The 19,811-nt window shown below is 39.2% G+C and carries 15 protein-coding genes; 11 read left to right on the top strand and 4 right to left on the bottom strand.

The genetic code is table 11. The features are described from left to right. Positions 1-798 precede the first annotated feature (798 nt). The 3 genes from IQ236_RS16185 to IQ236_RS16195 all read left to right on the top strand — a co-directional run bounded on the left by IQ236_RS16185 (position 799) and on the right by IQ236_RS16195 (position 6,562). Complete coding sequence (locus tag IQ236_RS16185; RefSeq protein WP_193870253.1) at positions 799-1,878, top strand: tocopherol cyclase family protein; 1,080 nt, start codon at positions 799-801, stop codon at positions 1,876-1,878. 131 nt (positions 1,879-2,009) lie between these two features. Beyond that, the gene (locus tag IQ236_RS16190) at positions 2,010-3,479 is read left to right on the top strand and encodes a leucyl aminopeptidase (RefSeq protein WP_193870254.1); all 1,470 of its coding nucleotides are present in this window, start codon (positions 2,010-2,012) and stop codon (positions 3,477-3,479) included. Between the two features lie 293 nt (positions 3,480-3,772). After that, positions 3,773-6,562: a PAS domain-containing protein gene (locus IQ236_RS16195; protein ID WP_228041674.1), complete on the top strand. Its 2,790-nt coding sequence runs from the start codon at positions 3,773-3,775 to the stop codon at positions 6,560-6,562. Positions 6,563-6,640: 78 nt separating this feature from the next. Here the strand turns inward: IQ236_RS16195 and IQ236_RS16200 are convergent, their stop codons facing one another. Together IQ236_RS16200 and IQ236_RS16205 are read right to left on the bottom strand one after the other, a co-directional pair. Further along, complete coding sequence (locus tag IQ236_RS16200) at positions 6,641-6,865, bottom strand: hypothetical protein (RefSeq protein ID WP_190523716.1); 225 nt, start codon at positions 6,863-6,865, stop codon at positions 6,641-6,643. Between the two features lie 425 nt (positions 6,866-7,290). Next, the gene (locus IQ236_RS16205; protein WP_193870255.1) at positions 7,291-7,956 is read right to left on the bottom strand and encodes a PEP-CTERM sorting domain-containing protein; all 666 of its coding nucleotides are present in this window, start codon (positions 7,954-7,956) and stop codon (positions 7,291-7,293) included. A 521-nt stretch (positions 7,957-8,477) separates the two neighbouring features. Here IQ236_RS16205 and IQ236_RS16210 point away from each other — a divergent pair. Beyond that, a complete protein-coding gene (locus IQ236_RS16210; RefSeq protein WP_193870256.1) occupies positions 8,478-9,377 on the top strand; it encodes a 2OG-Fe(II) oxygenase in 900 nt (299 codons plus the stop codon). 21 nt (positions 9,378-9,398) lie between these two features. Here the strand turns inward: IQ236_RS16210 and IQ236_RS16215 are convergent, their stop codons facing one another. After that, positions 9,399-10,847: a trypsin-like serine protease gene (locus IQ236_RS16215; protein WP_193870257.1), complete on the bottom strand. Its 1,449-nt coding sequence runs from the start codon at positions 10,845-10,847 to the stop codon at positions 9,399-9,401. Positions 10,848-11,029: 182 nt separating this feature from the next. Between IQ236_RS16215 and gshB the strand changes: the two genes are divergently transcribed. From gshB to larB, 7 genes are all read left to right on the top strand, one after another. Continuing rightward, positions 11,030-12,004, top strand: a complete 975-nt coding sequence (gene gshB, locus IQ236_RS16220; protein WP_193870258.1) for a glutathione synthase — start codon at positions 11,030-11,032, stop codon at positions 12,002-12,004. Between the two features lie 89 nt (positions 12,005-12,093). Next, complete coding sequence (locus IQ236_RS16225; RefSeq protein ID WP_193870259.1) at positions 12,094-13,212, top strand: Gfo/Idh/MocA family protein; 1,119 nt, start codon at positions 12,094-12,096, stop codon at positions 13,210-13,212. 376 nt (positions 13,213-13,588) lie between these two features. After that, a complete protein-coding gene (locus IQ236_RS16230; RefSeq protein ID WP_193870260.1) occupies positions 13,589-13,780 on the top strand; it encodes a hypothetical protein in 192 nt (63 codons plus the stop codon). 246 nt (positions 13,781-14,026) lie between these two features. Beyond that, on the top strand, positions 14,027-15,895 hold the full coding sequence (locus IQ236_RS16235; protein WP_193870261.1) for a pyruvate kinase: 1,869 nt from the start codon (positions 14,027-14,029) through the stop codon (positions 15,893-15,895). A 63-nt stretch (positions 15,896-15,958) separates the two neighbouring features. Beyond that, positions 15,959-16,441 (top strand): 2-C-methyl-D-erythritol 2,4-cyclodiphosphate synthase, encoded by a 483-nt coding sequence (ispF, locus tag IQ236_RS16240; RefSeq protein WP_193870285.1) that lies wholly within the window; start codon positions 15,959-15,961, stop codon positions 16,439-16,441. A 94-nt stretch (positions 16,442-16,535) separates the two neighbouring features. Further along, positions 16,536-18,302, top strand: a complete 1,767-nt coding sequence (locus IQ236_RS16245) for an ABC transporter substrate-binding protein (protein WP_193870262.1) — start codon at positions 16,536-16,538, stop codon at positions 18,300-18,302. 17 nt (positions 18,303-18,319) lie between these two features. Beyond that, the gene (gene larB, locus IQ236_RS16250; protein WP_193870263.1) at positions 18,320-19,105 is read left to right on the top strand and encodes a nickel pincer cofactor biosynthesis protein LarB; all 786 of its coding nucleotides are present in this window, start codon (positions 18,320-18,322) and stop codon (positions 19,103-19,105) included. Positions 19,106-19,112: 7 nt separating this feature from the next. Here larB and IQ236_RS16255 read toward each other — a convergent pair whose 3' ends face one another. After that, a complete protein-coding gene (locus IQ236_RS16255; RefSeq protein ID WP_193870264.1) occupies positions 19,113-19,682 on the bottom strand; it encodes a GNAT family N-acetyltransferase in 570 nt (189 codons plus the stop codon). Positions 19,683-19,811: the final 129 nt, after the last annotated feature.

The following is a 19,811-nucleotide window of genomic DNA, read 5'->3' on the forward strand; positions in this document are numbered from 1 at the left end:
CCGGTTCAGTGTTCATAACCTGTAGTAAGCCCTTCAGGGCTTTCTTCACTTAATTTAAGAGGGTAGAGAGTCCTAAAGGACTCACTACGATTTGGATTTTTATCCCTTATTTAAGAATAGCACTCAACGCCATAATTTAGGTATAGAAATCCCCTAAAATACTAATACTCCAGTTATTTGTTCCCGGTTCAGTGTTCATAACCTGTAGTAAGCCCTTCAGGGCTTTCTTAACTTAATTTAAGAGGGTAGAGAGTCCTTTAGGACTCACTACGATTTGGGTTTTTATCCCTTATTTAAGAATAGCACTCAACGCCATAATTTAGGTATAGAAATCTCCTAAAATACTAATACTCTCGTTATTTTTTCCCGGTTCGGTGTTCATAACCTGTAGTAAGCCCTTCAGGGCTTTCTTCACTTAATTTAAGAGGGTAGAGAGTCCTAAAGGACTCACTACGATTTGGATTTTTATCCCTTATTTAAGAATAGCACTCAACGCCATAATTTAGGTATAGAAATCCCCTAAAATACTAATACTCCAGTTATTTGTTCCCGGTTCGGTGTTCATAACCTGTAGTAAGCCCTTCAGGGCTTTCTTCACTTAATTTAAGAGGGAAGAGAGTCCTAAAGGGCTCACTACGATTTGGATTTTTATCCCTTATTTCAAAATAGCACTCAACGCCATAATTTAGGTATAGAAATTTCCTAAAATACTAATACTCCGGTTATTTGTTCCCAGTTTGGTGTTCCCTACTCTATAATTTTAATAGGTTTTGATCGTTTATTGGTGTAGGATTATTGATGTTTAATTTAACTCGTCAATTGAACTCTTTACAAACCCCCCATAGTGGATATCATTGGGATGGAAGCGATCGCCGTTTTTTTGAAGGGTGGTATTATCGAGTCACCTTACCCCCAGAAAAACAAACGTTTGCCTTTATGTATTCTATCGAAGATCCGATCGAAAATCAACCCCACAGTGGGGGAGGCGCGCAAATTTTAGGGCCCGATGATCAATATTTATGTCGCACCTTTCCCGATGTTAAAAAATTTTGGGCAACTTCCGATCAATTAGCATTAGGACATTGGGGAAAAACAGATTTAACCGCCTCCCCCGGATATTTAGAACCGCAAATTTTTGAGCGTTATATTCACCAAGGCTATCAAGGAACTGCCACCTTTCATCAAGGAAAATTATCTGATCCCGCTACGAATCAATTTTGTCATTGGCAATACAAAATTCAACCGATTTATGGATGGGGAAATGCTAATCAACCCCAACAATCAACGGCCGGATGGTTATCTTTTTTACCCATTTTTGAACCCGGATGGCAAATTTTAATGGCTCATGGTTTAGCAACAGGTTGGATTAATTGGAATGGCAAAAGATATCAATTTGAGAATGCTCCTGCCTACAGTGAAAAAAATTGGGGCGGGAGTTTTCCCAAACAATGGTTTTGGGTCAATTGTAATAGTTTCAATGGAGAACCGGATTTAGCCTTAACCGCAGGAGGTGGACAACGGGGGGTGTTATGGTGGTCTGAATCCGTTGCTTTGGTCGGGATTCATTATCAAGGCAAATTTTATGAATTTGTGCCTTGGAATTCCCAGGTACATTGGGAAATTGAACCTTGGGGAAAATGGGTGATGAATGCTAAAAATGAACAGTATGAAGTGTCATTAATCGCAACAACGGATCACCCTGGAACGTTATTAAGAGCACCAACAGAACAAGGCTTAATCTTTCGCTGTCGAGATACCATGCACGGAAAAATTCACTTGCAATTAACAGCCAAAAACCGTATGATTTTGGAAGCCACCAGCGACCTGTGTGGTGTGGAAGTGGGAGGAAAAATCTGGCACGAAACCTGGACACAATAAATCAGATTTAACCATCAGGAATCATAGTTTTTCAAGAAAATACCGAAAATCCGGTTCACCTTTAAGCTTTTCTTCCCTCCTGAACCCGAAAACGGTTTATATTTTTTAGAGTAACTGAGACGAAAACAACAATGGAATTTATAGCAACAAACACATCCCCCTTGGACTGGTCAGGCGATGTCCTCGCTCTAGGTTTATTTGATGATCAAGTTGAATTAACGGGAGACTTTGCCACCTTAGACGAACAGTTGGCAGGAACCTTAAAAGAGTTAATTGAAGAAACCGAATTTAAGGCAAAAACCGATAGTAATATTTCCACTCGTGTTGGCGGAAATAGCCCCATTCGGAAAGTGATTTTAGTCGGTTTAGGTCAAGGGGACAAATTACAATTAGATACTTTACGACGGGCGGCTGCTAGTATTGCCAAAACCGCAAAATCCCTAAAAGCCAAAACGGTTGGGGTGAGCTTACCGATTTTTGAAACAGCAGAAGCCACCGCCCAAGCGATAACAGAAGGCATTGAATTAGCCCTTTATCAAGATACTCGATTTAAGTCAGAACCCGACGAAAAAGGTCACGGAATTGAACAGATTGAATTATTGGGTTTACCGGGAACAGAAACTGCCATTACTCGTGCTCAAAATATCTGTTCGGGTGTCATTTTAGCACGGGAATTAGTCGCCGCTCCTGCTAATGAAATTAACCCGATTACAATGGCAGATATGGCAAAAAATCTCGCTGAAACCTACGGCTTTGAACTCAATATTCTGGAAAAAGAAGACTGTGAAAAATTAGGAATGGGGGCATTTTTAGGAGTAGCTCAAGCTTCAGATTTACCCCCTAAATTTATTCATTTAATCTATCGTCCCGAAGCAACGCCACGCCGCAAATTAGCCATTATTGGTAAAGGATTAACCTTTGATTCTGGCGGGTTAAATCTGAAAGTGAGTGGCAGTGGGATTGAAATGATGAAAATGGATATGGGAGGGGCGGCGGCAACCTTTGGGGCGGCAAAAGTTATTGGTCAATTAAAACCCGATGTGGAAGTGCATTTTATTAGCGCCGTGACCGAAAATATGATTAGTGGTCACGCCATGCACCCTGGGGATTTTCTCAAAGCTTCTAATGGTAAAACCATTGAAGTTAATAATACCGATGCCGAAGGACGATTAACCTTAGCGGATGCCCTGGTTTTTGCAGACAAATTAGGGGTAGATGCCATGATTGATTTAGCCACCTTAACAGGGGCTTGTATTATTGCGTTAGGGGATGATATTGCGGGGTTATGGAGTCCTGATGATACCTTAGCCAACGAGTTAGAAACAGCCGCCAAAACATCCGGTGAAAAACTCTGGCGAATGCCCTTAGAAGAGAAATATTTTGAAGGATTAAAAGCCATGCACGCCGACATGAAAAATACCGGGCCAAGGGCCGGAGGTTCGATCACAGCCACCTTATTCCTGAAACAATTTGTGGAAAAAACCCCCTGGGCTCATTTAGATGTCGCTGGCCCAGTTTGGACGGAGAAAGACAACGGTTATAATACCGCCGGAGCAACAGGTTATGGCGTGCGAATGTTAGTCAACTGGGTCTTAAATTAGATCATCTCCTGAAACCCCCTTTTTTTGGGGAATCACCCTTCTAAGTCTCCCTTTTTAAGGGGGATTTAGGCGGATAAATTGAGATAAAATGATAGAAAACTTTAAATAACTCAATAAAAGTATAACAACTTGTATTAATTTGTAGAGTAACGTTAAATAATTTCTTACAATAAAGCCAGCATAACAGAGTCCTTAGATTCAGGGTGGTACACAATCAAGATCAGGGCTTTTTCTCTAAAAAGTCTATTAACTCTGCTATTGCCCTCTCTAAAATTATCGGCAATTTAAAGCGAATGTTTGAATTTTTTAAAGCCTTTTTTGAAAATACCATTATTTTAGAGGGATTTGCACCCCTCTGTTATCCCAACGCCACCAGTAATATTCCCCTACAACCCTCTATTCTGGGTACAGAAGGGCTAATGATTATAGCTCAGTACGCCTTAGCGGGGTGGCTGATTTATCGTCAACTCAGAGTCTCAGAATTACAGACATCCCCAACAGTAGAATCAATGTCCTGGGTGCGTCGAGTCTTAACCCGGTTTTCCTTCCAGCCTTCGACCGCTCAACCTCAGTTGTCCCTGGGGACATTGTTAATTTTGGGTTTAATCGCCAATGGAACACTTCATCTGATCTATCTGTTGCGAGAGTTCTATCCTACCCCTAGTGTCCTCGGTATCAGTCAAGCTGTGTTTACAGTTTTGTTTTTGGGGAGCGTCGGGAGATTGATTTCCCTACTGACTCAATCCGCCACGGGGATTTTTCCACCTACCCCATCGGTTGAATTTTTCAATAGTTGTGAAAGTTGCCATCATCAAATTATTTCTTCTCAAACCTCTTCAAAATTGGATAAACTTCGAGTCAATTTCTCTTACTTATTTAGATTAGATACGACTTTTCCGATTAAATTAAATCTCCATGAACCCCTAGAAGAAGTCCTGAAACTAACTAAATTTTCCATTGATAAAGCCGCCGATGCGATTTTTTGGGTGGGAGAAGACGGACAAATTTTATATGTGAATGATGCGGCTTGTCGGTCTCTGGGTTATGCACCTGAAGAATTATTAAAGTTGACCATTCATAATATTAATCCTGATTTTCCTGAATCCTCTTGGGCATTACATTGGAAAATTTTAAGGCGTTGTGGATCTTTGAATATTGAAGCTCGCCATCGGACCAAACATAACCGAGTTTTTCCCGTTGAAATTACCATTAGTCATCTCAATTTTAATGGAAAAGAATATCAATGTGCCTTTGCACGAGATATTAGCGATCGCAAACAAATTGAACGAACATTACGCGAGCGTCAAGGAGAATTCCGCTCTTTAGTGTCTAATATTCCCGGTGCAGTCTATCGAGGAATCTTAGAAGAAGACCGGATGATGGTGTTTCTCAGTCAAGGGATTGAAACGATTACGGGATATCCCCCCAGTGATTTTATTCAAAATCGAGTCCGCTCTTTTAATAGTATTATTCATGCCGATGATTTAGAGACCGTTAAGCGAAAGATTCGGGTCAGTTTAGAATCTCGACAGCCTTACATTTTAGAATATCGCTTAATTGGGATAGATGGAACCATTCGCTGGGTTTATGAGAAAGGACAAATTATTTTAACCGATGAAGAATCAACTTGTTGGTTAAATGGTGCTATTTTTGATATGACTGAAAAACGCCAAGCCTCCGAAGCTTTGAAAGCCAGTGAAGAACGGTTAAAATTAGCCTTAGCCGGAACGGATCAAGGATTATGGGATTGGAATTTAGTCAGTGGAGAAGTTTATTTTAGTCCTCAATGGAGTTCGATGTTAGGGTATGACACCAACAAAATTCAAGGAAAAGCTCGTTCTTGGTTAAAGTTAGTTCATCCTGATGATCGAGAATCGGTAATTGCTGTTCTAAAACAACATTTAGCCGGAGAAACACCATTTTGTGAAATGGAACATCGAATGTTAAGCCATGCTGGGGAATGGAAATGGATTCTCAATCATGGTAAAGTTGTGGTGTACGATCAGCAACAACAACCTATCCGCATGACGGGAACCGTTAAAGATATTAGCGATCGCAAAAAAACAGAAGAAGCTCTACGCCAATCAGAAGCCAGAGAACGCGCTAAAGCGCAACAATTAGAACTAACTTTAAGAGAATTAGGACAAGCACAAGCGCAACTGATTCAAACCGAAAAATTATCCAGTTTAGGTCAATTAGTCGCTGGAATTGCCCATGAAATTAATAACCCGATTACGTTTATTTATGGCAATATTACTTATGCCAGTCAATATATCCAAGACCTATTAGAATTAATCGCCTTGTATCAACAGTATTATCCCCAACCCCATGCTGAAATTCTACAGCATCAAGAAACCATTGAGTTAAATTTTATCTTGGATGATTTACCTAAGATTTTATCTTCCATGGAAGTCGGAGCCAACCGAATTCGAGAAATTGTTCTCTCCCTACGGAATTTTTCTCGCTTGGATGAAGCCGACATGAAACCTGTGAATATTCATGATGGGTTGGAGAATACTTTATTAATTTTACAACATCGGCTTCGCCCCCAAGCAGGTAGCCCTAGGGAAAAACGAAATCCTACCATTCAAGTGATTAAAGAATATGGTAACTTACCGAAAACTGAATGTTATCCCGGTCAGTTGAATCAAGTTTTTATGAATGTTCTTAGTAATGCCATTGATGCGTTATTAGAAGGAGAATCTAAGTTTATTCATCCTCCCCAGCGCTTCAATTCCCCGGCGGTGGGATGGCAGATTTCTTCCACTTCCCCAACTATTCGGATTCACACCGAATTGAATGATATGAATCGAGTGGTGATCCGCATTACTGACAATGGCCCTGGCATGACAGATCGAGTCAAACATCGTTTATTTGAACCCTTTTTTACGACAAAACCCGTTGGAAAAGGAACGGGTTTAGGATTAGCGATTAGTTATCAAATTATTGCCAAACATCAGGGTAAATTAACCTGCTATTCAGAATTAGGAAAAGGCACAGAATTTGTCATTGAACTCCCTTTAAAACAAGAGTTTAGACAAAATCCTACCCTGCTGTTAGAAGTACAGTCCTCCAGTGCCTGAAAACAAACTTAAACAGTGGTTGACAGGTCTAAATTTAGCCAACTTATTCCCTATTCCCTATTCCCTATTCCCTATTCCCTATTCCCTAGTGCTACGCACTATAGATAAGGAGGGTTCCTGATGATAAACCAGAGCAGAACGCTTGGCTCGACATTCTAAGAAGTGTTCCACTTCTTCGGGTGTTGTCACCCACGTTCTTAAGTCCTCATCCCAAGCAAACTCAATGCGGTGTCTCAATCTTAATTGAGAGACTCGTTGATGGGAAACTCCTAAAATTCGCGCTACGTCAGATTGTCTAAGCATGGGACTTTTAAACCCTAAAGTTGTAAATTAAAATCGATGATCTGGGCAGATCGCAATCAATAACTATTTAATTCTTTGGGTTTATGGTAACAGATTTTACCTGAAAACAACTCAGTAATTATTCGGAATTTTTAGCCTTTAATTTTCAAAAAAAATCTCCGTAAAATTACGGGGATTCCCGGTTGACAATTGCCTCGTTTCTCTCTAAAATTTCCTTAGCTTTCGAGACGTTCAAGTTACATTACTACTGCTGGGGAGCCATCAAGATACTGTCACCTTGGCGTCTAATAAGTTGCGATCACTGCTCACATACGCAGAAACCCGGTTTCTTGAAGAAACCGGGTTTCTAAACACCACTTCATCAGGCCCAAAAAACGGATTGTGCTTTGAGTGGTTTGACAGTTTTGTTGCAACTGATGATTAACCTATGCTTTTTCGGTTAGTTTCTGTTGTTGTTTACGTTTCAGTGAACCTGCACCCATTGCACCTAGAGCCAGCAGACCCAAGGTAGAAGCAGGTTCGGGAACAGATTTAGTAGCAGCTACTGTCTGAAGATTATCAATAAGTGCTGCACCGTTAGTGCCTTGTGCTGAATTAACTAGGATCTCATCAAAGAGAATATCTGTGAATCCATAGAAGTTTCCTGAATATTGAGTAACGGCATTAAATGTTTCAACGACTGCGCCATTCAGTAAGGCAGTGAATATTGATGTCCCTGGGTTGGATACCATTGAAAATGCTGCCGCAGTTTGATTAGTGTTAAATTTTATAGAAAATGGATTTTCGATGGACCCACCATAAGGATTGGAAAAGTTAGCTAGAGTATTACCTGCTATATTGGGAAAAATGCCATTATAGAACGTAGTGTTATAGAGGTTGGTGAAACTTACTCCCAAGCTGGAAAACTGGTCTGTGACCTTCTCTCCTTCACCAAGAGAAACCTCATTAAAGTTGATAGTTTGAGTAGGATTAGTTAACCCAGTAGTATTCGTCAAGCTCGCAGCTTGTGCTGATGTTCCTACGCCCATCGCCATCAATGCTGCACTAGCGGTAGCCAAAGATAACTTTTTCATCAGAGTTGAAGTAGCCATTTTTCCAAAATCTCCAAACAAGTTAAGGTTGACAGTAGGATTACTCTAAAAAAGCGATTACCGATAATTTTTGTTTTTGTAGAAACTACCCATTAATAATCTTGTGTAACTGATCTATAGTGGTAATTTCGCGCTCATCTGAGTGTCATCACTAAAAACAGATTGCCATACTCCCATTAGCGAAGTCAACAATTTGAGCGAGTCTTTATCAAAAAAATACATTTTAAGATAGAGGCAAATATGTTGAAAAAATTCATTCATCAGCTAAAAGGCTGATGCTTTAAAGATTTGCATCTATCAAAAGGTATAATATCTGCTGCTGAGATTGTTAATTTTCGGTAAAGACATCCTCCGGTTCTCTTGACAAATGCAAATAATAGTGCATTAGCCAGAAGCAGGGAAAGCCCTCCCCACGGCTCTATTCCTGAGTGCTACGCACTATAAAATTTTTGAAGTGATCATCAGCCGTATAGGATTCAAGTTAAAATCAACATCAACTTTTCCAGTGGCTTCAGGAATTTATGCACAACCCAACACTCACACCGACGATTCAAGACATTCAGGTGACGTTACTCCTTCTCGGCGGCTATCAATATGGGATCACGTTACCCTCTAATTCTCCTTTACTCTTAAATTTATTAAATGCAGTGGTTCATCGAACAGAACAAAATCAAGATGAACCGCCTAAATTGTTTCAAATTCCGGTCAATGGACAGCAACAAGCCTTATGGTTTTCCAGTGATTCTTTAGTGGGGGTGATCACTGAACCTCCAATTTTTATTAAAACTCAATCTCCTTCTCTCCCTCCTACACCGGAAGCTGAACTTTTTAATATTAACTATTGGCAAATTGATAATTTTTTATCTCCAGAAGAACATCAAACTCTTCTCGATTACGCGATTAAACAAGAAGGAAACTATGAATTAACTGGCCCTGCAACAAACACGGCTGATTATCCCGAACATCGAAATTCTTTAGTGTTGTATTATTCTCCAGAATTTGCTGATATTATTCTCAACCGAGTTAGGGCTGTGTTTTGGAAAGCCTTAGAGCACCTGAATATTCCTCCTTTTGCGATTACTCATATTGATGCTCAACTGACCGCCCATAATCACGGCCATTATTTCCGCATTCATAATGATAATGGTTCAGAAAGAGATGCAACTCGAACGTTAACTTATGTTTATTATTTCTATCGAGAACCTAAAGCTTTTACCGGAGGAGAATTATTAATTTATGATACCCATTGGCACGGTGAATATGCTTACTCAAAATTAGAAAATTTTAAAACCATCGAACCTTTGAATAATCGCATTATCTTTTTTTATAGCGGTTTAATGCACGAAGTTTTACCCGTTTATTGTCCGTCTAAACAATTTGCGGATAGTCGATTTACAATTAATGGTTGGGCTAGAAAATAAATTTCTAACTTTTATCCGGTGTTAAACCGAAATAAAATGACCTTGAAGTTGTTGAGGAGAAATATTAGAAACTACCCCTAAAATTTGATTGGAGCTTGTCACCCGAATGACCGTTTCTGGTAAGTTAGAATATAAATTGGTCGAAAATTCTAAGGTTAAATTGGCTTCTGTTATACCTTCTGTTAAGCCAATTTGATCAAAACTGGGTTCAAAATCATAAATAGTATCGGCTAATAATTGATCTGAATTAGAAGTTGCCAAAGCCAAAATAAAAAGATCAGATCCGCTTCCTCCAGTTAAATAATCACTGCCTTGATCTCCCGTTAAGGTATCATTTCCTTCTTCTCCATAGAGATAGTCAAAATCTTGACCTCCTGCTAAAAAATCATTTCCCAAACCCCCCCAGAGAATATCAAACTCTAAATTTCCATAAACAAGATCATTTCCCTCGTCTCCATAAAGATTATCTCCCCCTTTTCCCCCAAATAAATGATCATCCCCCCCTAAACCGTTGAGGGTATCATTCCCTTGATATCCATAGAGAAAATCATTATTAATTGTACCAACAATATTATCATTACCACTATAGGGAGAAGGATTAATAATTTGATTAATCCAATCTGCATAAACTGAAACCCTCGTATCAGAAGCATATTCTCCAAAGCTATCATCTAAGGCATTAGTAACATCAATACCCGGTGTTGCTGACCTAAAACCATTAGAGGTCAAACCCGCAATTTTTCCATTAATAAAGGCTGGCCCCCCTGAATCTCCAGGGCTAATATTAACTTCTGATAATCCTAATCCTAAATCGTTAATGCCAAATTCTTGCCCAAAGGCATCATTTTGGGGTAAGCCATTATCAAAATCATAAACTAATTGTTTTCCGGGTTGGTTACTATAATAATAAGGATAACTATTAAATAATTCGCCAGAAGCTTCATAACGATTTTGCCCCATTCGTTTAGTTGGAACTAAATCAGAATAATCGGCTTCTCCAGAATTTCCCGTTGCTGGAACACCATAGCCTACTTTTTGCATAATCTGTCCCACTTCATCAGCCCCGGTATAAATTTCATAGCGATTCGCGGCTTCAGGTGCAGGTTGAGAAAGTTCTAAAATAGCAATATCATTGTTATAATTAGTATCAGAAGTCCAATCGGGATGAATATAAATTTGAGAAACGGGAATCGAGACTGTCCCAGAGGGTAAATTAAAATAAACCGTATATTCTGAAGGAGAACTATAATCAGCTTGTCCGAATTCATCTGTGACACAATGGGCAACGGTTAAAATATGACGTCCAGTTGTTAGCAATGATCCGCTACAACTATGACCATTAATTTCTTGAATTTTAACAACACCATCTAACCCCATTCCAGGTTGTACAAGATAAGCCGGATTATCGGGATTAGAGGTGGGAACTGAAATCCGAGGTTGAGGTGCAATTACAGTTAAAGAAGTTGACATTTCGCTGAACTTAAATGAATATAATTAAGGAAAACTTGATCCTTTACTGGTTTAATTCTATTCTAAATTCTGCTACTTTGACAGTCCCAATGGATGAAAGGACGGTTTCAAAGGTCAGGATTTAAAATTTGTCTTCTGTTTTAACGTCCGTTTAATTTGTTAACCGTTAACTGTGAATAAAGATGAAATTTGCCTTCATCATTGACCCAATCGAAAAATTAAATCCCAGCCATGATACCAGCGTTGCTTTAATGGAAGCCGCGCAAGTTTTAGGACATGAAATCTGGGTGACACAAGTGCATCAATTAAATGTGATTGAGGGTCAAACCTGGGCACTTTTAACGCCAGTTCGCCTCACCCCCATTGTTAGGGATCAAGGTCGTTGGGTTGTCGGTGAAATTTGGTTTTCTATTGATCAACCGACCCTTCAACCTTTAGAAAATATGGATGCGGTGTTTATGCGAACCGATCCCCCTGTAACAATTCCCTATCTTTATGCTACCTATCTTTTAGATTATATTAACCCCGAAAAAACCTTGGTGATTAATTCCCCTTATGGGTTAAGAACAGCAAATGAAAAAATGTACGCGCTACAATTTAAAGATTGTATTCCGACAACGATTGTTAGTCGAGATAAACAGGTGATTCGAGATTTTGTTGAACAAGAAGGTGCAGCCGTTTTAAAACCTTTAGGCGGAAAAGCAGGGGAAGGAATTTTATTTTTGGAAGCCTGCGATCGCAATCTCAATTCTTTAATTGAAATTAGCACTCAACAAGGGTTATATCCGGTGATGATTCAACGATTTTTACCGGAAGCCAAAGACGGAGATAAACGGATTATTTTGTTAAATGGTGAAGCCATTGGTGCAGTGAATCGCATTCCCACAGGTCAAGAATTTAGAGGAAATATGGCGGTTGGCGGACGAGTCGCTAAAACGGAAATTACAGATCGAGAGTATGAAATTTGTCAACAATTAGCCCCTAAATTAATTGCAGATGGCTTATATTTTGTCGGAATTGATGTGATTGGAGGCTATTTAACAGAAGTGAATGTCACCAGTCCAACGGGAATTAGAGAAATTGATTTATTAGATAACGTTTATTTAGGAGAAAACGTAATAGCATGGGTAGAAAATAAAATTAAGACTCGTTTGTAATCTTAGCGGGTATAGGGTTCGATTTTTCGGAGCCTTGTTGGATTTTACCCCAGTAGTAAATTAAGCAATTTGAATGATCAGGAGAAACCATGACAACAGACACAAAAATTGGCATTGCTGTAATTGGGACAGGATTCGGTAAAAAAGTTCATATTCCTGCCTTTCAAGACCACCCTAAAACTGAAGTTGTAGCCGTTTATCATCGAGATTTAGAAAAAGCGAAAGCGATCGCTTCTAGCCATAATATCCCCTATGCTTTTAATACCATTGATGAGATTGTTGCATTACCACAAGTTCAAGGAGTTGCGATTTCAACCCCCCCATTTTTACATTTTGAAATGGCTAAACAAGCCTTGAATGCGGGTAAACATTTATTATTAGAAAAACCGACAACATTAACCGTTCAAGAAGCTAAATATCTCTATCAACTTGCTGAATCTAAGAACTGTATAACCAGCTTAGATTTTGAATTTCGGTTTATTCCCCCTTGGCAACAATTTGCCCAACTTTTAGCTAATAATTATGTCGGTCAAAAAAGACTAATTAAAATTGATTGGTTAGTTTCCAGTCGTGCGGATGAAACTCGTCCTTGGAATTGGTATGCTCAAAAAGACAAAGGAGGCGGGGTATTAGGCGCCATTGGTTCCCATAGTTTTGATTATATTTCCTGGTTATTTGGTTCAATTAAACGCCTCTGTGGACAACTCAATACTACCATTCCCTTACGTCCTGATCCTGAAGCCGGAGGGGAATTAAAACTTGTTGATGCCGATGATATTTGTACCTTAATTTTAGAACTTAATGATGGTACACCTTGTCAAATTTGTTTAAGTTCTGTCACCTATCAAGGACGAGGACATTGGGTTGAAGTTTATGGCAGTGAAGGAACCTTAATTTTAGGAAGTGATAATCAACAAGATTATGTACATGGATTTCGGTTATGGGGAAGCAAGAAAGGTGAAGCTTTAAGCGAAATTTCGATTCCTGAACAATTAGAATTTCCCCGGATTTATCCTGATGGTCGAATTGCGCCTTTAATGCGAGTTATTGATCAATGGATAAGCGGAATTGAACAAGGAAAAAGTTTAGAACCCTCCTTAAAAGAAGGGGTTTATTCTCAATTATTAATGGATTTAACCCATGAATCCAATGAAACCGGAACTTGGGTCAATGTTCCCCCATTTGAACCTTTTTTAAGATCTGAATAAAACTGAAAAAATGGCTTATTTTCACTCTTCAATATGATTAGGGGTGGGCATAGGCCATCCTACTACGGGATTATAATCCTCAATTTAACTTTTCATTGAGCAGTGATTGTGTTATTATAGATTTGCAACTGCTCAGACAAGAATTTTTTTCTTGTACGATAGCTGCAAAAAACCACCTGAAAAGTCCTGGTGGCAGTTGTTATAATTTCTATGCCAGCTAGTTTACTCTGAATGAGTTCGCATTAGAAGTAACATCCTCCAAAAGAGTTATCCATATACAAAAACGCGAATATCACCCCATAGAATCAACCGGGTGCTAACTCTTTTGCGGGTTGAGTATTACCGATTCATAAATTCCACAATGGAGGTTACAATCATGAATACCTTACTCATCCATGTCTTGATGATTAAACAATTCCTCAATGGTATGGCTAATTCCTACGCAATGATTAGTTTAGGGTATGTGGTCAGTGTATTTCTGATTTTATTTGTTTTTTTTGGTGTTGCTGCTTCTCAGTCCAATCGCGTTTCTGCACATTCTATTCATTCATCTTCACAGAGTTTTTAAACATCAAGCATAGCCTAGACTGTTTAAGAACAGTTTAAGTTAAGTTTAAATTTTATCCTAACGTCCAGTTCAGCAAAACATCCCTACATTTCCCCTGGTAATTTTTCTTGCGGATTCCTAATCATTTTTAAGTTTATTGAGGCTTTTTAACAATGGGATTGCGCGAGGAAGGGTTCTCAATCTAAAATCAAAGTTAAGTTCAGAATAAAACTTTTCCCTAGACTTAACTTAGGTCTACTTAAAGATATGAAACCACAACAGCGATATACCTCTGCTGAACTGTCTCGTTCTATTACTATTGAAAGAGCGATTCGTTCTGTAACCGAACTTCGACAAACCGCCATATCCCTAGAAGAAGAATTAGCTGATTTACTACAAAAAACCTCTCCAGCTTGTCGAGAAAGTGCCTATAATTTAGTACATTATTTAGCCATCCGTCGTCATGATCTGCGGGAATTACAACGGGAATTAATTCGATTAGGATTAAGTTCTTTAGGACGTATGGAAGCCCATGTAATGGCATCTTTAGATGCTGTTTTAGGCACATTATATCGATTAGATCAACGCCCTATTCCCACTGAGTTAGAACAGGAAGCCCCCATCACTTTTGAGGTCGGAAGCGCCCTATTAGCAGAAAACGCTGTCGCCATATTAGGCCCTCGTCCTAAACAACATAACACCCGCGTCATGGTAACAATTCCCAGTGAAGCCGCCCATGATCCTAAAATTATTTATAATTTATTAGCACTAGGAATGAATGTGATGCGAATTAATTGCGCTCATGATTATCCTGAAGCTTGGGAAAAAATGATCCTCAATTTACGCGCTGCTGAACGACAATTAGGGAAATCCTGCCGCATTTCCTTTGATTTAGCAGGGCCAAAATTACGCACAGAACAGATTGAACCTGGGCCAGAATTAATTAAATGGAAACCAACGCGCAACGTTTTAGGACAAGTTATTAAACCGGAAAAAATTTATTTTACTTCTCAACCTCATACCTTACCCGATAAAAATAATGTGATTCCGATTCAAGGACATTTACTAGAATTGGCAAAAGTTGGAGATCAAATTCGCTTGACTGATACCAGGGGAAGCCGTCGATTTTTGAACGTAATCGAAGTCAATAAAACAACTTGTATTTGTGAAAGTGATAAAACGGCTTATCTTGTTTCTAATACTAAATTATCTTTGTATCGAGGGAAGAAATTAATCGCCAAAGATACTGTTACTCAAATTTCGCCCCAACCTCAAGCCATTACCCTAGCAGAAGGCGATGCACTCCTGATTATTCAAGGAGAAATTTTAGGAAAATCGGCGGTTTTAGATGAACAGGGAAATCTCATCCAACCAGCTTGTATCGGTTGTAGTTTACCTGAAGTGTTTCGAGATGTAAAAATCGGGGAACGGATCTTTTTTGATGATGGAAAAATAGCAGGTATTATTCGAGAAGTATTTGAAAATCAGTTTAGAGTTGAAATTACATCCGTTGTCAATGGTAAAAATAAACTCAAAAGTGAAAAAGGGATTAATCTTCCTGACACGATGTTAAATCTTCCGGCTTTAACAGAAAAAGATATTCAAGATTTAGAATTTATTGCTCAATTTGGAGATATGGTAGCACTTTCTTTTGTGCAGCAACCTGAAGATATCGAACAATTAATTACAGAATTAAAACGAGCCGGAGGAGAACATTTAGGGATCATTTTAAAAATTGAAAATCAACAAGCTTTTGATCAACTTCCTCGATTGTTATTAACAGCGATGCAACATCCTCCCCTGGCTGTTATGGTCGCACGGGGAGACTTAGGTGTAGAATTAGGATTTGAACGACTTTCAGAAGTTCAAGAAGAGATTTTATGGCTGTGTGAAGCCGCTCATATTCCGGTTATTTGGGCAACTCAGGTGTTAGAATCTATGGCAAAAGGAGGAATGCCATCTCGTGCAGAAGTGACGGATGCAGCCATGGGAAGTCGGGCAGAATGTGTGATGTTAAATAAAGGAGCTTATATTGATAAAGCGTTACAATTCCTCTGTGATGTCTTAGGACGAATGCAAGCCCACCAAGACAAAAAAACCTCAATGTTAAGAAAGTTGAGTATTTCCGATTTATAAAACTTGATCCGAATTGATGGTAAAATAAAAAACTATGTTGATTTTAATGGGAAACAATATCTGATGAATATTCGCATTGGCAATGGGTATGATATTCATAAATTAGTTACCGGACGACCCTTAATTTTAGGCGGGATAAAAATTAGCCATGAATTAGGGTTATTAGGACATAGTGATGCGGATGTTTTAACCCATGCCATTATGGATGCTATGTTAGGCGCTTTAAGTTTAGGAGATATTGGGCATTACTTCCCACCCACAGACGAAAAATGGGCGGGGGCGGATAGTTTAATCCTCTTAGAACAGGTGAATCAACTGATTTTAGATCGAGGTTGGAAAGTCGGGAATATTGATTCTGTAATTGTCGCAGAACGTCCGAAATTAAAACCTCATATTAAAGCCATGTGCTATATTTTGGCTACAACATTAAACTTAGATCTTGATCAAATTAGTGTCAAAGCAACCACTAATGAAAAATTAGGCCCCGTTGGTCGAGAAGAAGGCATTGCCGCTTATGCAGTGGCGTTATTAGAAAAAATGAATTAACATAATAGGGCGTTTATCCTGATAAAACTAAGACTCGATTCAACAATCTCTTGCTTAATCTTCAGTTATTGAGCGTTTAATTCATCTCTAATCCATGATTATATTTAACCAGAATGGCTTTAAAAAAGCCTTAGTGATTCTGTTAGCACTGGTTCTGAGCGCCTGTAGTGCCGTTCAATCCCAAATTCCATCTCGATTGGTGATTCCCACCCCTAGCGGCCCAGCGACGTTTAATCCGCCCATGAGCCAATCTGCTTATAATGTATTTGGTTATTTGTATGACCCGTTAATTCAAGAAGACCCCGTAACCGGAGAATTAATTCCCAAATCGGGGTTAGCTGAAGGTTGGGAAATTTCTCAGGATAAACAAAAAATTATCATTACCTTAAAAGACGGGTTGAAGTGGTCGGATGGTGAACCCTTCACCGTTGATGATATTATTTTTACCTATAATAAAATTTATTTAAACGATAAAATTCCCACCAGTTTTAAAGATATTTTACGAGTCGGAAAAAGTCGCACCTTCCCAACGGTTAAAAAATTAGATAATCGTCGGGTTGAATTTGCCGTTGCGGAACCCTTTGCTCCTTTTTTAAAATATGTAGCCGGAATCACGATTTTACCGGCTCATATTTTAAAACAATCTATAACCCAAACCGATGCTGAGGGAAACCCCAAATTTTTAACCACTTGGGGAACCGATACAAACCCCCAAGATATTGTGGGAAATGGTCAATATCGCATCCAAAGCTATGCTCCCTATCAACGGGTAATTTTACAACGAAATCCTTATTATTGGCGCAAAGATGAACAGGGTAATCCACAACCCTATATTGAACAAATTGTCTGGCAAATTATAGAAAGTACCGATACTCAATTATTGAATTTTCGTTCAGGTTCTTTAGATACTTTACCCATTCAACCCGAAGCATTTCCTTTATTAAAACCTGAAGAAGAACGGGGAAAATTTACCATTTTTAATGCAGGGCCAGATATGGGAACTGTGTTTATGGCATTTAACTTAAATCAAGGAAAAAATGTCCAAGGAAAACCCTTTGTTGAGCCGATTAAATCCAAATGGTTTAATAATACAGCTTTCCGACAGGCGGTTTATTATGCGATTAATCGGGACGTGATGAAAAATAACCTTTATTTGGGATTAGGAGAACTGCAATTTTCTCCCATTCCTGTACAAAGTCCCTTTTATTTATCTCCCGAAGAAGGATTAAAAACCTATCTTTATGATCCTGAACAAGCCAAAAAGCTGTTAATTGATGCTGGATTTAAGTATAATAATCAAGGGCAATTAACCGATAGTGACGGAAATTTTGTTCGCTTTACTCTCTTAACCAGTGCGGGTAAAAAAATTCGGGAACAAATGGCAACCCAAATTAACCAAGATCTTGCTAGAATTGGGATTCAAGTCGATTTATTATTTCTCAGCTTTAATACTTTGGTAGAACGTCTTTCGAGTTCCCGAAATTGGGATGCCTATCTAGGAGGATTTACTGGAGGCGGAGTTGAACCCCATGGGGGTTATAATATTTGGTCAGTGAATGGACGGTTACACACCTTTAACCAAGGGCCACAACCGGGAGAACCAGAGATTAAAGGTTGGCAAGTTTCTACTTGGGAACAAGAAATAGACGATTTATTTGTGAAAGCGTCCCAAGAATTTGATCCGAAAAAGCGGAAAGAACTTTATGGCAAAGCTCAAAAAATTATTGCCGAACAAGTGCCTTTATTATATATGGTTAATCCCCTCTCCTTTGAAGCGATTCGCAACCGAGTTCAAGGCATTCAATTCACCCCTTTAGGAGGAGGTTTTTGGAATTTGTATGAACTCAGAATTGCTGAATAATTAGTTTTTAAATCGAAATGAATCCTGAAGCCTTACAACAGTTACTCGAATCCGTTGCATCCGGTCAACTGACCCCAACCGATGCCTTAGATAAAATTAAATACTTTGATTTTGAACCCGTTGGTGATTTTGCTAGAATTGATCACCATCGCAAATTAAGAACCGGATTTCCTGAAGTGATTTGGGGACTGAATAAAACCCCCGAACAAATTATTAAGATTATCGAGGTGATGCGAACCCGAAATCCGGTGGTTATGGCGACTCGAATTGAACCCGATATTTATCAACACTTAAAAGCACAAATACCGGATTTACGCTATTATGAATCGGCTAAAATTTGTGCCATTCAACCGGATACCATTCCCCAGGTTCATACTAACGGAAAAATAACCATTTTAACAGCCGGAACTGCCGATTTACCCGTTGCGGAAGAAGCAGCAATAACCGCAACTTTATGTGGTTTTTCCGTGAAACGGTTATGGGATGTGGGAGTTGCTGGAATTCATCGCTTACTCAGTAGTTGGCCTTTAATTGCCGATGCGGATGTATTAATTGTAGTGGCGGGAATGGAAGGTGCTTTACCCAGTGTCGTTGCTGGTTTAGCCGATTGTCCGGTGATTGCTGTTCCCACCAGTGTCGGTTATGGCGCCAGTTTTAATGGGTTAGCTCCTCTGTTAACCATGTTAAATTCCTGTGCGGTGGGAGTCGGTGTTGTTAATATTGATAATGGCTTTGGGGCGGGGATTTTAGCGTGTCAAATTTTACGTTTGGGAGAACGATTAAAACAACGAATTCAGTCTTAAAAAAAGCTCAAATTCGTTTTTGTAAAAACAAACGTCGAGGCTGTCCAAATAATACCGAATCCCAACCCGAATCAATCTCTTTTAATCGATAACCTTGTTTGTAATAAAGCTGTCTCGCTGGGCGATTATTTTCCAGGACATGAAGATAAAGATGAGAAAATCCCCAACTTTTGGCAGTTTGTTCACAAATTCTCAATAATTGTTGGGCAATTCCCTGCTGTCGATAATGGGGATGAACCGCTAAATTAGATAAATAGGGATAGCGAGACGTTAACGATAATTGCCAAGCATACCGCGATCGCAAACTCATTTCCACCGTTCCTAAAATATACTCCTGATTGAGTCTATAAATCGAGGACGAAACCCCGACCGATGAAGCAACAGCAACTAAACACAGATAGTGTTCCGAACCCATGACCAGACGATGGCGTAAATCTTCATAAATCCCGAACCGCAAAATCGGATAAACCCAGCCAAAAATCCCCTCACGGGAATGAAAACTCTCGGCTAAAACATCCGTTAAGGCGCTGAGATCCCCCAAGGTCGCCGCTCGAATTTGTAACCGAGAATAATCCACAGAAGCTCCTACCCGAGGAGGAGTTCCCGGCCCAGTGAGGTTTTCGCATCCGAAAAAGGATGAGTGAGATGGGGAAGAGAAAAACAAATGATTCACCAGTTTAGAGATCGCACAGGAATAATAAAGATC

It is taken from the genome of Planktothrix mougeotii LEGE 06226, from assembly GCF_015207485.1.
GTDB lineage: Bacteria > Cyanobacteriota > Cyanobacteriia > Cyanobacteriales > Microcoleaceae > Planktothrix.

Coding starts and splice junctions, on each gene's coding strand:
- IQ236_RS16185 (WP_193870253.1), top strand. CDS start 799: ATGTTTAATTTAACTCGTCAATTGAACTCTTTACAAACCCCCCATAGT.
- IQ236_RS16190 (WP_193870254.1), top strand. CDS start 2,010: ATGGAATTTATAGCAACAAACACATCCCCCTTGGACTGGTCAGGCGAT.
- IQ236_RS16195 (WP_228041674.1), top strand. CDS start 3,773: ATGTTTGAATTTTTTAAAGCCTTTTTTGAAAATACCATTATTTTAGAG.
- IQ236_RS16200 (WP_190523716.1), bottom strand. CDS start 6,865: ATGCTTAGACAATCTGACGTAGCGCGAATTTTAGGAGTTTCCCATCAA.
- IQ236_RS16205 (WP_193870255.1), bottom strand. CDS start 7,956: ATGGCTACTTCAACTCTGATGAAAAAGTTATCTTTGGCTACCGCTAGT.
- IQ236_RS16210 (WP_193870256.1), top strand. CDS start 8,478: ATGCACAACCCAACACTCACACCGACGATTCAAGACATTCAGGTGACG.
- IQ236_RS16215 (WP_193870257.1), bottom strand. CDS start 10,847: ATGTCAACTTCTTTAACTGTAATTGCACCTCAACCTCGGATTTCAGTT.
- gshB (WP_193870258.1), top strand. CDS start 11,030: ATGAAATTTGCCTTCATCATTGACCCAATCGAAAAATTAAATCCCAGC.
- IQ236_RS16225 (WP_193870259.1), top strand. CDS start 12,094: ATGACAACAGACACAAAAATTGGCATTGCTGTAATTGGGACAGGATTC.
- IQ236_RS16230 (WP_193870260.1), top strand. CDS start 13,589: ATGAATACCTTACTCATCCATGTCTTGATGATTAAACAATTCCTCAAT.
- IQ236_RS16235 (WP_193870261.1), top strand. CDS start 14,027: ATGAAACCACAACAGCGATATACCTCTGCTGAACTGTCTCGTTCTATT.
- ispF (WP_193870285.1), top strand. CDS start 15,959: ATGAATATTCGCATTGGCAATGGGTATGATATTCATAAATTAGTTACC.
- IQ236_RS16245 (WP_193870262.1), top strand. CDS start 16,536: ATGATTATATTTAACCAGAATGGCTTTAAAAAAGCCTTAGTGATTCTG.
- larB (WP_193870263.1), top strand. CDS start 18,320: ATGAATCCTGAAGCCTTACAACAGTTACTCGAATCCGTTGCATCCGGT.